The sequence below is a fragment of the Arthrobacter sp. L77 genome, assembly GCF_000816565.1.
Taxonomy (GTDB): Bacteria; Actinomycetota; Actinomycetes; order Actinomycetales; family Micrococcaceae; genus Arthrobacter_D; species Arthrobacter_D antioxidans.
On sequence record NZ_JWSU01000001.1, the window covers coordinates 45,034 to 60,615 of the forward strand.

The following is a 15,582-nucleotide window of genomic DNA, read 5'->3' on the forward strand; positions in this document are numbered from 1 at the left end:
CGGACGGTGGCGCTGCTGCGTTAGAGTGAACCGACTCCGCGGTGCTCCCGAAGGCCGCACTGCCTTCGCACCGAACGAGGAAGAGGACCGCCGTGCGCTACGTCGTTGGCTACACCGGGAATGACCGCGGGCAGGACGCCCTCGAGCTGGCCACGTCGCTCGCCCTCACGCAGTCGGCGGCCATCGACCTCGTCACCGTCCTCGACTGGCCCCAGGACGGCAGCGTGGCGCCCGGCCGCCAGCGCGCACAGGACGCGCTCGACCGCGCGGCCGCCGGCGTCCCCGAGGGCGTCGAGGTCGCCACGCACGTGCGGCTCGCCGACTCGTTCGCCCAGGGGCTCCTCGAGGTGGCGGCCGACGTCGACGCCGGCCTGATCGTGGTCGGTGCGTCCAGCAACGGCCTCCTGCGGCGCTTCACCGTCGGCAGCGTCGCGAACGCCGTGCTCCACAGCTCCAGCGTCCCCGTGGCCCTCGCCCCGCGCGGCTACCGGCACCGGTCCGCCTTCACCCGGATGACGAGCGCGGTCGGCACCCGTGCCGGGGCGGACGGCGTGCTCGACGTCGCCGTCGAATCCGCGGCACGCCGCGGCCTCCCGCTGCGGCTGATCTCCCTCGTCGCCCTGGACGTCTACGAGGCGTCCGACTCCGGCGAGGCCATCAACCAGGCCCACCGGCACGCCCACTCGGTGCTGGCCCGCGCCGTCGAGCAGCTGCCCGACGGCCACGAGGCCTCCATCGCCGTCGCCCACGGCCGGACGATCGAGCAGGCCATCGACGAGATCGAGTGGGATCCCGGGGAGCTCGTGATCGTCGGGTCGAGCCGGCTCGCCCAGCGCCGCCAGATCTTCCTCGGCACCACCGCCAACCAGATGCTCCGTGCCCTCCCGGTGCCCATGGTCGTGGTCCCCCGGGACTGGGTGCGCGCGCCGCGCTGATCCTCACTGCCGCCCCGGCTCGCGCCGTCATGCCGCGTAATGCTGGGGATTCCGGGTCGGAACGGGCTCCCTCCGGCCTACGATGCGGCGATGGAAGCACTCCAGGACAGCGCGGGCGGGGGTCCGCCCCCTGCCGATCCCGGCGAAGGCGAACGCCATGCCGCGCTCGACGTCGTCGAGGACACCGCCGCCTCGATGTGCCGTAGCGAACAGCGGGTGTGCTGGGCGCTCGCCCGCGGCATCGACCCGGCGATGGAACCCGCGGCCTACAGCCTGCTGTGCGCGGTGCGCCTGGCCGGCTCCTGTCGGGTGACCGACCTCGCGGCGACCCTCGGCATGAGCGCCTCGGCCGTGAGCGGGCACGTCGCAGCCCTGCGGCGCCTCGGACTCGTGGAGCGCGGTGCGCCCCTCGATGACGAGCGGTCCCACCCGGTCCGACTGACGCCCGAGGGACTCCGGCGCATCGACGAGGCGCGTGCCGACCGTCGCCGGCACTTCCGCCGGCAGCTCGAGGGCTGGAGCCGCACCGACGTCGTCGACCTGGTGGGTCTCCTGACGCGCTTCAACGCGGCCTATCTCGGGGGAGCGGACGGGCCCTTCACCTGAGGCGCCGGACGCCCCGGGCCGGCAGGCTCAGTATCGGATGGTCCCCACGAGTGCGATGATGCGGTCGATCGTCGCCGGGTCGGTCTCCGCGGGCATCGCCCCCGTGCCGGTGAGGGACGCGTTGAAGTAGATGCCGTCGCCCAGCAGCATCACCAGGTGCACCATGTCCTCGTGCCCCATCGCGTCCATCAGCACCTCGAACCACCGCGTCCGGCACTGCGCCAGCAGTTCGTTCGCCTCGGGGTGGGAGCCCTGCGCCAGCCGTGTCACCGCCACGTTGCACCGCTCCAGCGGACTGCGGACGTCGAGCGAGCTCGTGACGTAGTAGGTGGCCGCCGTCGCCGGGTCCGCGCGCATGATCGCCACGTCCTCGTCCACGAGGAGGCGGAGGCGGTCGAACAGCGCGGCTACCAGTTCGTCCTTGGACCTGAAGTGGTAGGTGAGGCCACCCTTGGACACCCCTGCCCTCAGGGCGATCGCATCGAGGGTCGCGGCCCGTTCCCCGTCCGTGAGGAGGATGTCCTCGTAGGCGTCGATCAGGCGCTGGGCGGTGGTCGGAGGCGTGGCCATGATGGGCAGTCTAGAACTCTTTTCAAAAAACCGACTGGTCGGTATAGTGACGCGTGCCACACGGTGTGGCGGCAGTGGTCCCTTCCAGAGTCGAGGCACCCCATGAATTCGATCCCGTCCGAGACGAGGGCTTCCGGCGGCGGAGCGGCGGAGCCCGGCAAGGGTCTGGCGGCCGGCACGCTGGGGCTCTGGGCCTCCGTGGTGATCGGGCTGGCCTCGACGGCGCCCGTCTACTCCCTCGTGGCGACCCTCGGCTTCGTGGTCCTCGCCGTCGGGGCCCAGACGCCGATCGCGTTCATCCTCGCGTTCATCCCGATGCTGTTCATCGCCTTCGCCTACCGGGAGCTGAACCAGGCCATCCCCGACTGCGGAACGTCCTTCACCTGGGCCACCAAGGCGTTCGGTCCCTGGGTGGGCTGGATGGCCGGGTGGGGGGTCGCCGTCGCCGGGATCGTCGTCCTGGCCAATCTCGCGCAGATCAGCGGCCTCTATCTCTGGCTGCTCGTGGGAGACGGGTCCCTCGCCGGGAATCCACTGCTGGTCACGATCACGGGCGTCGCGTTCATCGCCCTCATGACGTTCGTGAGCTACCGCGGGGTGGAGATCGGCGCCAAGCTGCAGAACGTCCTGCTCGGCATCCAGTACCTGGCGCTGGCCCTCTTCGTGATCGCCGCTCTCGTCTCCGTGGCACGCGGGACCGCGGAGAATGCCACGCCCGTGTCCCTCGAGTGGTTCAACCCCTTCGCCTTCGGGAGCGTGGAAGGCTTCACCGAGTCCATCCTCCTGGCCCTGTTCATCTACTGGGGCTGGGACGCGTGCCTGGCCCTCAACGAGGAGACCAAGGACCCGCGCCGCATCCCGGGCCTCGCGGCCCTCATCTCGACGGTCCTGCTGCTCATCACCTACGTGGGCATCAGCGTCGCGGCGATGATGTACGCCGGCGTGGGGGACGAGGGGATCGGCCTCGGGAACGAGGCCAACTCCGAGGACGTGTTCCTGGCGCTGAAGGACGCGGTGCTGGGACCGTGGGCATGGCTGCTCGTCGTCGCCGTCCTCGTGTCCGCGGTCTCCTCCACCCAGACGACCATCCTCCCCACGGCCCGCGGAACGCTCTCCATGGCCGTCTACCGTGCGCTGCCGGCCCGTTTCAGCGTGGTGCACCCCCGCTTCAGGACCCCCTCGTTCTCCACCCTGGTGATGGGGATCTCCGCGATCGCCTACTACGTGGTCATGACCATCATCAGCGAGAACATCCTGGCCGACTCCATCCTCTCGCTCGGCCTGGCCATCGCCTTCTACTACGCGATCACCGGCTACGCCTGCGTCTGGTATTTCCGGCGCGAGCTGTTCACCTCGCGCCATAACGTGATCTTCCGGTTCCTCCTGCCGCTGCTCGGTGCGCTCATGCTCACGGCGGCGTTCATCAGGTCCGCCGTGGACATGGCCGACGTCGACTACGGCTACAGCGTGCTGCTGGGCATCGGTGGGACCTTCGTGACCGGCGTCGGCTCGCTGGCGCTGGGGCTCGTCCTGATGGTGCTCTGGCGGACCCGCTCCGGCTCGCTTCCCTTCTTCCGCGGGGAGAGCCTCAACGAGGACACCCCGGTCCTGGTGCCGGATTCCCCGGACATCCCCACGCGTTCCACCGATGGAGGTCCTTCCTGATGCGCTTACTCATCGTCGGAGCCGGCGGCGTCGGCTCTGCCGCCGCCCGGATCGCGGTCCGCCGGTCGTTCTTCGAACTGCTGGTGGTCGCCGACTACGACCCCGCCCGTCCGCAGCGCCTCGTCGAGGAGCTGGGCGACCCCCGGCTGCTCGCGGCGCGGATCGACGCCTCGTCCGCGGAGGCCGTGGCCGCCGTCGTCCGCGCACACCGGATCACCCACGTGCTGAACGCCGTGGACCCGCGGTTCGTGATGCCGGTGTTCAACGGCTGCTTCGACGCCGGCGCCACCTACCTCGACATGGCGATGAGCCTTTCATCGCCGCACCCCGACCACCCGTACGAGAAGACGGGGGTGATGCTCGGCGACGAGCAGTTCGAGGCCGCCGGTCGCTGGTCGGATGCAGGGCGGCTCGCGCTGGTGGGCATCGGGGTGGAGCCCGGACTGTCGGACGTCTTCGCCCGGTACGCGGAGGACGAGCTGTTCTCCTCCATCGACGAACTCGGGGTCCGCGACGGTGCCGACCTGACCGTGGAGGGATACGACTTCGCGCCGTCGTTCTCCATCTGGACCACCATCGAGGAGTGCCTGAACCCGCCGGTGATCTTCGAGCGGGACCGCGGCTGGTACACGACCGCACCGTTCAGCGAGCCGGAGGTGTTCCACTTCCCGGAGGGGATCGGCCCCGTGGAGTGCGTGAACGTGGAGCACGAGGAGGTGATCCTGATGCCGCGATGGACCGGGGCCCGGAAGGTGACCTTCAAGTACGGGCTCGGCGAGGAGTTCATCGGGGTCCTGCGGACCCTGCACAAACTGGGCCTCGACTCCACCGAACCGGTGTCCGTGAAGGGCGTTGCCGTGGCCCCCCGGGACGTCGTGGCCGCCGCGCTCCCGGACCCTGCCACCCTGGGCGACCGGATGAAGGGCAAGACCTGCGCCGGGCTCCTCGTCACGGGCCTCGGCAAGGACGGGGAGCCCCGCTCGGTCTACCTGTACCACGTGGTGGACAACGAGTGGTCGATGGCGCAGTACAACTCCCAGGCCGTGGTGTGGCAGACGGCCGTCAACCCGGTGATCGCCCTCGAACTGCTGGCCGCGGGTACCTGGCGGGGCTCAGGGGTCCTCGGACCCGAGGCCTTCGACGCGCGGCCCTTCCTGGACCTGCTCGCCGCGGACGCCCCGGTGGGCTACGGGTCCCCCTGGGGGATGGAGGAGCGCTGACCTCCGGGGGAGGGCCGGCGTCGGGCCTCAGGCGGCGGTCGCGGCGGGTTCCTGCACCCGTGAGGGCTTCGGCTGGCGGCGCACGGTGCGGAGCATGTCCACGGTGAGGAGGATGAGCCCCACCCATACGAGGCTGAAGCCGATCCATCGCTCGAACGGCATCTCCTCGTGGAGGACGAGGAGCGCGAGCAGGAACTGGAGCACGGGCGCGAGGTACTGGAGCAGCCCGATGGTGGTGAGGGGCAGACGGCGCGCCGCCGCGCCGAAGAAGATGAGGGGGACCGCGGTGATGACGCCCGAGGCCGCCATGATCCAGAAGTGCCCCGCGCCCTCGGTGGTCAGGGTGGCCGTGCCCGTGGACCCGAGCCACAGCATGACGGCGAGGGCGATGGGCGCCAGGACCACGGTCTCGATGCTGAGGCTCGAGATCGCGTCCACGCGGGACCCCACCTTCTTCTTCGCGAATCCGTAGAGCCCGAAGGAGAAGGCGAGGGTCAGGGCGATCCACGGTACCGCGCCGTACCCGATCGCCAGCACGATCACGGCGAGGATGCCCATGCCGATCGCCGTCCACTGCAGCGGGCGCAGCTTCTCGCGGAGCACCACGACGCCCAGCAGGACGGAGACGATGGGATTGATGAAGTATCCGAGGGAGGCCTCGATCGCCTGGCCGCTGGTGACCCCGTAGGTGTAGACCAGCCAGTTGACCGCGATCAGCAGTGCGGCGATGGTCAGGGTCCCCACGATCCGCGGCGTGCGCAGGGCCGTCAGGACGGGCCGCCAGGAGCGCAGCGCCGTGAGGAGCAGGGCGCAGAAGAGCAGTGACCAGAGCACGCGGTTGGCCACGATCTCGACGGGGCCGGCAGGCGCCAGGACGAGGAAGTACAGCGGGAGCAGCCCCCACAGCCCGTATGCGCCGATGCCGAAGAGGACGCCCGTGGAGTTCTCGCTCCGTGCCGGCCTCGGTGTCTTCCCGCCTGTTGCAATCACGACGGCGTGAACGGGGCCCGGAAGGCCTTTATTCCCCCGCCGGTCCGATCCCGTACGCGCCCGGCGACGAATACCGGGGGAGATGCGCGCCACTGTTTTCGTCGGCGTCGCCCTGCGCCATTTAGAATAGGGAACTGTGCGCTTATTTGCACCGCGGTAACCATCGGGAGCATTCCACCGGGAAGAAGGCTAATCAGTGTCTACCTCAGCTGCGGCACGACCGCTGCGGGTCGCGATCATCGGCGCCGGTCCGGCGGGTGTCTACGCTGCCGACATCCTGACGAAGTCGAACGAGGTCCAGGGGGGCGACTTCGCCGTCAGCATCGATCTCTTCGACCAGTACCCGGCACCCTACGGCCTGATCCGTTACGGGGTCGCCCCGGACCACCCGCGCATCAAGGGCATCGTCAACGCTCTCCACAAGGTGCTGGACCGCGGCGACATCCGTTTCCTCGGGAACGTGAACTACGGACGCGACCTCACCCTCTCGGACTTCCGGCGCTTCTACGACGCCGTCATCTTCGCGACCGGCGCCATCAGGGATGCGGACCTGGACATCCCGGGCATCGGGCTCGAGGGCTCCTTCGGGGGAGCCGACTTCGTGTCCTGGTACGACGGGCACCCCGACGTGAGCCGTGACTGGCCGCTCGAGGCCCGCGAGATCGCCGTGATCGGCAACGGGAACGTGGCGCTCGACGTCGCCCGCATCCTGTCCAAGCACGCCGACGACCTCCTCTCCACCGAGATCCCGGACAACGTCTACCAGGGGCTCAAGGCCTCGCCCGTGACCGACGTCCACGTCTTCGGCCGTCGCGGACCCGCTCAGGTGAAGTTCACGCCCCTGGAACTGCGGGAACTCTCGCACTCGCGCGACGTCGACATCGTCCTCTACCCCGAGGACTTCGACTTCGACGCCGGCTCGGAGGCGCAGATCGCCTCGAACAACCAGACCAAGACCATGGTGAAGACGCTCACCAACTGGCTGGTCGAGGACGAACCGACGGGTGCGTCTCGGCGCCTCCACCTGCACTTCCTCCATTCGCCGGTCGAGGTCCACGATTCCCCCGAGACCCCGGGCAGGGTCGCGGGGATGCGGTTCGAGCGCACGGAGCTGACCGGGGACGGCAGTGTCCGCGGGACCGGCGAGATCATCGACTACCCGGTCCAGGCCGTCTACCGGGCCATCGGCTACTTCGGGTCGGAGCTGCCCGAGGTGGGCTTCGACGCGAAGCGAGGCGTCATCCCCAACGAGGGAGGGCGCGTCATCGACGAGGACGGCAGGCCCGTGCCCGGCGTCTACGCCACCGGCTGGATCAAGCGCGGACCGGTGGGGCTGATCGGCCACACCAAGGGTGACGCGCTCGAGACCATCGGGTACCTCCTCGAGGACCGGCTGAACCTCCCGCCGGCCGAGGACGGGTCGGAGGACGCCATCATCGCGCTCCTCGAGGAGCGCGGCGTCCGCTACACCACCTGGGAGGGATGGCTGAAGCTGGACGCCCACGAGATGAAGCTGGGAGCCAACTTCGTCAACACGTCGGGCAACGCCGAGCTCGTCAGGGAGCGCGTGAAACTCGTGCCCCGCGAGGACATGGTGACCATTTCCCGCGGTGAGTAGTCCGGCTACACTGTGACCTGTCCCACGCCATCCACGGGACAGGTCACGAAGCGGAGTGCCGATGTCGCCGTCCCGTTCACTAGCCGAAGCCGAGCTCTCCTCCGACGCGCTGCAGCGAAGAGCCTATGCAGCGCACGAGGCACTGGGGCGGGGCGCCGGAGTCGACGGTGACCTCCGCGGCGTCGTCCGGGAATCGTGGCGGAGGTCGCTCGGTTTCCTCCGTGATCCCGCCGCCGCCGAGGCCCGCCTCTTCTGCTCCGAGGAGGAGCTCGAGACCTACCGTCAGGGCCACCCCCTGGCCGCCGTCATGCCCGTGATCGACCGCCTGCTCGTCCAGCCGAGCCTGGAAGCGGGGATGCTCGTGGCGGTCGGCGACGAGAACGGGCGCCTCCTCTGGGTCGACGGCGATCGCGAACTGCGGCGCCGGGCGGAGGGCATGCTCTTCGTCCCCGGAGCGGACTGGTCCGAATCGACCGTCGGCACGAGTGCACCCGGCACGGCGCTCGCCGTCGACCGCAGCGTGCAGATCGCCGGGGCAGAACACTTCAGTCACAAGGCCCATCCCTGGAGCTGCACGGCGGTACCCGTGCACGACCCCGACTCCAGGACGGTGCTCGGCGTCGTCGACATCACGGGCACCCACGATGCCGTCGCCACCCACACGCTGGCTCTGGTCGAAGCCGCGGTCGCGGCCGCGGAGGCGCAACTGAGCATCCACCGGCTGCAGGACCGGCTGCCGCGCACGAAGCGCCGGAGGCCGGGGCGTCCCCAGACGGCCCTCTACCGGAACAGCCTGCAGATCCTGGGTATCGACCACGGGGTGGTCCACACCGGCGGCGCCTCGCTGGAGCTGAGCCTCCGGCACGCGGAGCTGCTGACCATCCTCGCCCTGCATCCGGAAGGGCTCACCGCGGACCAACTGGCCACCATGGCCTACCCGGAGGAGGCGTCCGGGACGACGGTCCGGGCGGAGATCCTGCGGCTGCGGAAGGTCCTGGCGCCGTACGGGGACGCCACGGTGCCGCAGTCCCGCCCCTACCGGTTGCCGGGCCAGCTGGTCGTGGACGCGGTGCAGGTCCTGAGCTACCTGCAGCGTGGCGCCCACCGCATGGCACTCGGGATCTACCGCGGGCCAGTCCTGCCGCGCTCGCAGGCACCCGCGATCATGAGGCTGCGCAACGAGGTGTCGGTCCTCTTGCGCGATGCCGTGCTCAACGACGGCGCACCGGAGACCGTGCTGCAGTACCTCGCGCTCGCGGAGGCGGAGTATGACGCCGAGGCGTGGCAGCTCGCCCTGCGCGTGCTGCCGCGGCGCTCCCCACGGCGGGCCGCGGTCGTGGCCCACGCGGAATGGCTCGACACCGAACTGGGGACGCCCTCGACGTCCCCCTCAATTTCTCCTAAAGTTTGTTAGCCAATCGCAATAATCCGTCGTCGTTCGGGCGGAGGCCGGGTTAACGTTAGGCCAGATGGCTGAAGAATCCGCCGGACAGAATTTCCCGGCGGCTGTACTGACGCAGCAGACGGGCAAGGGGGGATACTCATGGCGCAATCCACTAGGCATCCGGCCGGGTCGGCCCGGAGCGCCCGGTCATCGCGCACCACCATGCATGCCAGCCTGGCGATCGTCGTCTGCTTCGTCGGCTTCCAGGGCTTCGTGCCGCAGTCGTGGGAGGCTGCCTCCGTGATCTCGTCCGGGCCGGTGTCCGCTTCGACCGTCGGCCGGTCCGGGAACGACGCCCTGTCGCCGACGGGCATCGTGGGCCCGTCGCTGCTGATGCCCCTCGAGGCCATCGACCCCCTGGGGGCCCTCGCTCCCGGTCGGCCGTCGCTCGGCCTTCCGTCGCCCGGCCTTCCGCCGGTCAGCGTGCCGCCGATCAGCGGCAGTGAGCCTGCCGGCCCCGAGGTCTCGACGACGTCCGCCCTGCGTCGGCCGATGGCGGGCACCCTCTTCGCACCCCTCGACGGACTCGTGCCCAGCTCATCCTTCGGTCATCGGACCAGCCCGATCTCCGGGGAAGCGGGAGAGTTCCACACGGGCCAGGACTACGCCGCTCCCTGCGGCACACTCGTCTACGCCGCCGACGCCGGCACGGTGCGGGCCGTGGGCTGGCATCCGTGGGGTGGCGGCAATCGCGTCGAGATCGACCACGGCAACGGCCTGATCACGAGCTACAACCACCTGCAGGGCATCTCCGTGGAGAAGGGCGATGCCGTCAACGGCGGCGACCCGATCGCTGAACTCGGAACCACGGGATCCTCGACCGGCTGCCACCTGCACTTCGAGACGATCCTCGACGGCGAGCACGTGGACCCCCTCGAATGGAGGATGGCCCCCATCCACCACGGGAAGCGCGCCGGGGTGTTCAGGGACTACAGCCCCGAGGGCAGCAGCGCCATGGTCATTCCGGCTTGGGCGCAGTCCACCACACGGTCCGACCAGCCCGTACAGGGTGTTCATCCGGTCCACGCTGCGCCGTGGGGCGGCAACGCCATCGCTGATGCGGGCCGTGCGGCCGGTGGCGCTGCGCCGGGACCTGGGAAGTGGACGCCGTCTCCCGGCGTCTCCACAGGATCGTCGGGCAGCAGGCCCGCGCCGAAGCCGGTGGAGAAGCCTGTCGAGAAGCCCGCGCCGAAGCCGGCGGAGAAGCCTGTCGAGAAGCCCGCGCCGAAGCCGGCGGAGAAGCCTGTCGAGAAGCCCGCGCCGAAGCCGGCGGAGAAGCCTGTCGAGAAGCCCGCGCCGAAGCCTGTCGAGAAGCCTGCGGAAAAGCCTGTTGAGGACTCGGTCGAGAAGCCTGCGGAAAAGCCTGTTGAGGACTCGGTCGAGAAGCCCGCCGAGAAGCCCTCGGAAAAGCCTGTTGAGGACTCGGCCGAGAAGCCCGCCGAGAAGCCCGCGGAGAAGCCCGCGGAAAAGCCTGTTGAGGATTCCGTCGAGAAGCCCGCCGAGGAACCGGCCGGGAAACCGGACGAAGATCCCGCCGTGAAGCCCACGCCGACCGAGCCTGCTCCTGCTCCTGCTCCTGCTCCTGCTCCTGCACCTGCACCTGCACCTGCTCCTGCCCCGGCTCCCGCTCCCGCTCCCGCTCCCGCTCCTGCGCCCGCTCCTGCACCTGCCCCTGCGCCCGCTCCTGCACCTGCCCCGGCTCCCGCGCCGGCTCCGGCTCCCGCACCGGCTCCTGCTCCCGCACCCGCACCACCGGAAGCGCCATGCGACACGGATCCGTCGACGCCGGAGAACCCGGAGGCGGGGACGTCCGTCGACGGTGCCGATCCCGCAGCGCAATCGCAGCCGCCCGCCGGAACGCCGGACCCCGCGGTGGAAGCGGCCCCGGGCGACGGCACCGAGCCGAAGCCCGGCGACGAGTCGGACCCTGCCCAACCGTCGTGTGACGACCCGGACGCCCCGACCGACCCCGCTCCCGCCCCGACCGACCCCGCCGCGGCCGCACCCGGCCGACCGGCCGAGGACCAGGCGGTGCCCGCAGGCGGGTAAGGCTGAAGCAACGGCGCAGTGACCCGACGGGACCTCGGCGCCCTCGCTCCCATGCAACGTCGATGCAACCTTTGCGCTCCTAGTGTGGGATCCAGGGACGACGACGTCCTGCATCCACGGAGTTCAAGGAGTTCGACGATGACTGTTTACGCCCAGCCTGGCCAGGATGGATCGAAGGTCAGTTTCAAGCCGAGGTACGAGAACTGGATCGGTGGTGAGTGGGTCCCCCCCATCAAGGGCCAGTATTTCGAGAACATCTCCCCGGTGACGGGTAAGGCCTTCTGCGAGGTGGCGCGTGGCACCGCCGAGGACATCGAACTGGCGCTGGACGCAGCCCACAAGGCCGCCCCGTCCTGGGGCAAGACCTCAGCCGCCGAGAGGGCCATGGTCCTCAACCGCATCGCGGACCGCATGGAGGAGAACCTCGAGATGCTCGCGGTGGCGGAGACCTGGGACAACGGCAAGCCCGTCCGGGAGACCCTCGCCGCGGACATGCCGCTCGCGGTCGACCATTTCCGGTACTTCGCCGCCGCCATCCGCGCCCAGGAGGGCAACCTGTCCCAGCTGGACGAGGACATGACGGCCTACCACTTCCGCGAGCCGCTCGGTGTCGTCGGGCAGATCATCCCCTGGAACTTCCCGATCCTCATGGCGACGTGGAAGCTCGCGCCCGCCATCGCCGCAGGCAACGCCGTCGTGCTCAAGCCCGCGGAGCAGACGCCGTCGTCGATCCTCGTCCTCATGGAACTGATCAGCGACATCCTGCCCGCGGGCGTCATCAACGTCGTGAACGGATTCGGCGTGGAGGCCGGCAAGCCGCTCGCCTCGAGCAAGCGCATCCGCAAGATCGCGTTCACCGGTGAGACGACCACGGGCCGGTTGATCAGCCAGTACGCGAGCCAGAACCTGATCCCGGTCACGCTCGAGCTCGGCGGCAAGAGCCCGAACATCTTCTTCTCGGACGTCGCGGACAGCAACGACGCGTTCTACGACAAGGCACTCGAGGGCTTCGCACTCTTCGCGCTGAACCAGGGCGAGGTCTGCACCTGCCCGTCCCGCGCACTCGTGCAGGGCTCCATCTACGACTCGTTCATGGCCGATGCCATCGCCCGCGTGGAGAAGATGGTGCAGGGCAACCCGCTGGACACCGACACGCAGGTGGGGGCCCAGGCCTCGAACGACCAGCTCGAGAAGATCCTGTCCTACATGGACATCGGCCGGCAGGAGGGCGCCAAGGTCCTCACCGGCGGCGAGCGGAACATCCTCGGCGGCGACCTGGCCGAGGGCTACTACGTGAAGCCCACCGTGTTCGAGGGGACCAACAGCATGCGGGTGTTCCAGGAGGAGATCTTCGGCCCCGTGGTCTCGGTGACCCGGTTCAACGACTACGCGGAGGCCCTCGAGATCGCCAACGACACCCTCTACGGGCTCGGCGCGGGCGTCTGGTCGCGGAACGGCAACGTGGCCTACCGTGCGGGGCGCGAGATCCAGGCGGGGCGCGTCTGGGTGAACAACTACCACGCCTACCCGGCCGGTGCGGCGTTCGGCGGCTACAAGTCCTCGGGCATCGGCCGCGAGAACCATGCCATGATGTTGGATCACTACCAGCAGACCAAGAACCTGCTGGTCAGCTACTCCGAGTCCAAGCTCGGGTTCTTCTAGGAGATGCCATGACCGTCGAGGCCTCGGTGACCATCCCGGGCGACACCGTCTCGCGGGTGGCGCTCACCGACGCCGCCGTCGAACTGCTGGACAAACTGTGGCTCATCCACGGGCCACTGATGTTCCACCAGTCCGGTGGGTGCTGCGACGGCTCGTCGCCGATGTGCTATCCGGCGGGTGAGTTCATCACGGCGGAGGCCGACGTGCTGCTCGGCGTCCTGGACATCTCGGAGGGGTTCCCCGCGGAATCCGGGGGCGGTGAGCCACGGCTCATCGATTTCTGGATGTCACGGGAGCAGTTCGAGTACTGGCGCCATACGCACCTGACGGTCGACGTCGTCCAGGGCCGGGGGAGCGGCTTCTCCGTGGAGGCGCCGGAGGGCAAGAGGTTCCTCATCCGCTCCCGGCTGATGGACTAGGGATCATGGAAGGGCCCGGCGCACGTCATGCGCCGGGCCCTTTCCATGCGCGGCCGAAGCCCTGTGTCAGGGGTGGCCGTGATGGGCGGGGTCCACGGCGAGGACGATGCCGAGGAGGTCCGTGAGGGCGTGCCCGAGCTTCGGGTCCACGAGTTCGTAGCGCGAGCGCCGCCCCTCGGGGACCGACACCACGAGGCCGCACCCCCGCAGGCAGGAGAGGTGGTTGGACAGGCTCTGGCGACTGACGCCGAGCAGTCCCGCCAGTTCGGTGGGGTAGGCCGGCGCATCCCGCAGGGCCACGAGGATCCGCACGCGGGTCGGATCGGACAGGGCCGTGCCCACGCGTTCCAGGACCGACGTCGAGGTCAGGGTCTGCAGCATCAGTGCGTCAGCTCCGTCTCGTGGTGCATGTGGCCCAGCGGCTCGATCTGGAAGGTGCAGTGGTCGATGCTGACGTCGAAGTGCTTGCCGACGCACTCCTGGAGCTGGTCGAGCACGGCGTGCGCCGAGCCGTCCCGGTAGCAGTCGTCGTCCACGACGATGTGCGCGGTGAGGACCGGCAGGCCCGTGGCGATCTGGGTGATGTGCAGGTCGTGGACGTCGCGGACGTGCGGCAGGCGCGCGATGTGGCCGCGGACCTCCTCGAGGTCGATGCCGGCGGGGGTGGATTCGAGCAGGACGTCGATGGTCTCGCGCAGCAGCTTCAGGGTCCGCGGGATGATCAGTGCGCCGATGAGCATGGCCACGACGGCGTCCGCGCGCATCCACCCCGTCAGGGTGATGACCACGGCGGCCGCGATGACGGCCACCGATCCGAGGGCATCGTTGAGCACCTCGAGGAACGCCGCCCTCAGGTTGAAGCTGGCGGTCCGGTGCCTTGCCAGCAGCCCGAGCGCAGCGAGGTTGCCCGCCAGACCGATCACGCCGAAGACGATCATCTCCGGGGCTGCGACGTCGGTCGGCGTGATGAGGCGCCGCACGCCCTCGAACAGGACGTACGCTCCGACGGCGAGCAGGAACGCGGCCTGCAGCAGCGCCGCGATGACCTCCGCCCGGCGGAAGCCCCACGAGCGCCGCGCCGACGCCGGCCGGACCGAGAGCGTGGCGGCCCCGAGCGCCATGGCCAGGCCTGCGGCGTCGGTCAGGACGTGCACGGAGTCGAAGAGAAGGGCGAGGCTCCCGGTCCAGAACGCCCCGATGATCTGGAACACGAAGACCCCGAGGGTGATGGCGAACGCGCCCGCCAGCGGACCGCGCCGGTCGGCGCCCGCCGGTGCGTGGTGGGAACCCATACCCCGATAGTACATCCGTCCGTGAACCCTGGGGGGCCGGACCGGTCACCGGCAGGGCCGGCAGGAATCGGCTACCGGTCCACGCCGGACATGTCCTCGTAGCGGTCGCCGACCGGGGCCGCGACGCCGTCCAGCTGTGCGAGCTGGTCCTCGGAGAGTGTCAGGGCGTCGGCCGCGACGTTCTCCTCCAGGTAGCGCACCTGCTTGGTCCCGGGGATCGGGGCGATGTCCGTGCCCTGCGCGAGGAGCCAGGCGAGGGCCACCTGGCCGGGCGTCGCCCCGAGCTGCCGGGCGACGTCGTCCACCTGCTCCACGATGCGGATGTTGGCCTGCAGGTTCTCGCCTGCGAAGCGCGGGTTGTTGCGGCGGAAGTCGGACTCGTCGAGCTGGTCGACCGAGCGGATGGTCCCGGTCAGGAAGCCGCGGCCGAGCGGCGAGTACGGGACGAAGCCGATCCCGAGCTCGCGGACGAGCGGGAGGATCTCACGCTCCGGATCCCTGCTCCACAGCGAGTACTCGGTCTGGAGCGCCGTCACCGGGTGCACGGCGTGTGCCCTGCGGATCGTGGCGGGCGCCGCCTCGGACAGCCCGATGTGCCGGATCTTGCCCTCCTCCACGAGGGAGGCCAGGGCGCCCATGGTGTCCTCCACCGGCACCGAGGGGTCCATGCGGTGCTGGTAGTAGAGGTCGATGTGGTCGGTGTCCAGCCGCCGCAGCGACCCCTCGACCGCGAGGCGCACGTTCTCCGGGCTGCCGTCGAGCCCCATGGCGTCGCCCGCCGTGTGGCGGATGGTGCCGAACTTCGTGGCCAGCACGACGTCGTCGCGCCTGGTCCGGAACGCCCGGCCGAGCAGTTCCTCATTGGTGTACGGGCCGTACATCTCGGCGGTGTCGAAGAAGGTGACGCCGAGGTCGAGTGCACGGTGCAGCGTGGCCGTCGCGCCGGCGTCGTCCTTCCCGCTGCCGGTGTAGAAGGCCGACATGCCCATGCAGCCGAGGCCGAGCCGGGAGACGTCGAGGCCCGAGCCGCGGGAACCGAGGGTGATGGTCTGCATGGGAGCCGCCTTCGCAGGGAAGAATGGGGGAGGAAGATGATGCCTCGGCCAGAGTAC

At 69.8% G+C, this 15,582-nt stretch carries 14 protein-coding genes; 9 read left to right on the forward strand and 5 right to left on the reverse strand.

The genetic code is table 11. The features are described 5' to 3' along the window. Positions 1 to 92: 92 nt before the first annotated feature. Positions 93 to 935: a universal stress protein gene (locus RY94_RS00225; protein WP_043440405.1), complete on the forward strand. Its 843-nt coding sequence runs from the start codon at positions 93 to 95 to the stop codon at positions 933 to 935. Between the two features lie 90 nt (positions 936 to 1,025). Further along, positions 1,026 to 1,541, forward strand: coding sequence for a MarR family winged helix-turn-helix transcriptional regulator (locus tag RY94_RS00230; RefSeq protein ID WP_052273762.1), 516 nt, complete (start codon positions 1,026 to 1,028; stop codon positions 1,539 to 1,541). A gap of 27 nt (positions 1,542 to 1,568) precedes the next feature. Here RY94_RS00230 and RY94_RS00235 read toward each other — a convergent pair whose 3' ends face one another. Next, positions 1,569 to 2,111, reverse strand: a complete 543-nt coding sequence (locus tag RY94_RS00235) for a TetR/AcrR family transcriptional regulator (RefSeq protein ID WP_043440408.1) — start codon at positions 2,109 to 2,111, stop codon at positions 1,569 to 1,571. A 102-nt stretch (positions 2,112 to 2,213) separates the two neighbouring features. Between RY94_RS00235 and RY94_RS00240 the strand changes: the two genes are divergently transcribed. Together RY94_RS00240 and RY94_RS00245 are read left to right on the forward strand one after the other, a co-directional pair. Further along, positions 2,214 to 3,776, forward strand: a complete 1,563-nt coding sequence (locus RY94_RS00240) for an APC family permease (RefSeq protein ID WP_052273763.1) — start codon at positions 2,214 to 2,216, stop codon at positions 3,774 to 3,776. Next, positions 3,776 to 4,996 (forward strand): saccharopine dehydrogenase family protein, encoded by a 1,221-nt coding sequence (locus RY94_RS00245; RefSeq protein WP_043440411.1) that lies wholly within the window; start codon positions 3,776 to 3,778, stop codon positions 4,994 to 4,996. The genes RY94_RS00240 and RY94_RS00245 overlap by 1 nt, the downstream gene beginning before the upstream one ends. Positions 4,997 to 5,023: 27 nt before the next feature. Here the strand turns inward: RY94_RS00245 and rarD are convergent, their stop codons facing one another. After that, the gene (gene rarD, locus RY94_RS00250) at positions 5,024 to 5,986 is read right to left on the reverse strand and encodes an EamA family transporter RarD (protein WP_043440414.1); all 963 of its coding nucleotides are present in this window, start codon (positions 5,984 to 5,986) and stop codon (positions 5,024 to 5,026) included. 196 nt (positions 5,987 to 6,182) lie between these two features. Here rarD and RY94_RS00255 point away from each other — a divergent pair, with 196 nt between their 5' ends. From RY94_RS00255 to RY94_RS00280, 5 genes are all read left to right on the forward strand, one after another. Then, entirely contained in the window at positions 6,183 to 7,604 is a 1,422-nt protein-coding gene (locus RY94_RS00255) for an FAD-dependent oxidoreductase (RefSeq protein ID WP_043440417.1), read from the forward strand. A 61-nt stretch (positions 7,605 to 7,665) separates the two neighbouring features. Further along, positions 7,666 to 9,018: a GAF domain-containing protein gene (locus tag RY94_RS00260; protein WP_052273764.1), complete on the forward strand. Its 1,353-nt coding sequence runs from the start codon at positions 7,666 to 7,668 to the stop codon at positions 9,016 to 9,018. A 192-nt stretch (positions 9,019 to 9,210) separates the two neighbouring features. Then, positions 9,211 to 11,097 carry a peptidoglycan DD-metalloendopeptidase family protein gene (locus RY94_RS18235; protein WP_052273765.1) on the forward strand — a complete coding sequence of 629 codons (1,887 nt, stop codon included), beginning with the start codon at positions 9,211 to 9,213 and terminating at the stop codon, positions 11,095 to 11,097. A 138-nt stretch (positions 11,098 to 11,235) separates the two neighbouring features. Then, complete coding sequence (exaC, locus tag RY94_RS00275; protein ID WP_043440419.1) at positions 11,236 to 12,759, forward strand: acetaldehyde dehydrogenase ExaC; 1,524 nt, start codon at positions 11,236 to 11,238, stop codon at positions 12,757 to 12,759. A gap of 8 nt (positions 12,760 to 12,767) precedes the next feature. Further along, on the forward strand, positions 12,768 to 13,178 hold the full coding sequence (locus RY94_RS00280) for a DUF779 domain-containing protein (RefSeq protein ID WP_043440421.1): 411 nt from the start codon (positions 12,768 to 12,770) through the stop codon (positions 13,176 to 13,178). A 66-nt stretch (positions 13,179 to 13,244) separates the two neighbouring features. Here RY94_RS00280 and RY94_RS00285 read toward each other — a convergent pair whose 3' ends face one another. The 3 genes from RY94_RS00285 to RY94_RS00295 form a co-directional block, all read right to left on the reverse strand. Further along, a complete protein-coding gene (locus tag RY94_RS00285; RefSeq protein ID WP_043441193.1) occupies positions 13,245 to 13,556 on the reverse strand; it encodes an ArsR/SmtB family transcription factor in 312 nt (103 codons plus the stop codon). 2 nt (positions 13,557 to 13,558) lie between these two features. Then, the gene (locus tag RY94_RS00290) at positions 13,559 to 14,470 is read right to left on the reverse strand and encodes a cation diffusion facilitator family transporter (protein ID WP_043440423.1); all 912 of its coding nucleotides are present in this window, start codon (positions 14,468 to 14,470) and stop codon (positions 13,559 to 13,561) included. A 71-nt stretch (positions 14,471 to 14,541) separates the two neighbouring features. Beyond that, positions 14,542 to 15,525 carry an aldo/keto reductase gene (locus RY94_RS00295; RefSeq protein ID WP_043440425.1) on the reverse strand — a complete coding sequence of 328 codons (984 nt, stop codon included), beginning with the start codon at positions 15,523 to 15,525 and terminating at the stop codon, positions 14,542 to 14,544. Positions 15,526 to 15,582: the final 57 nt, after the last annotated feature.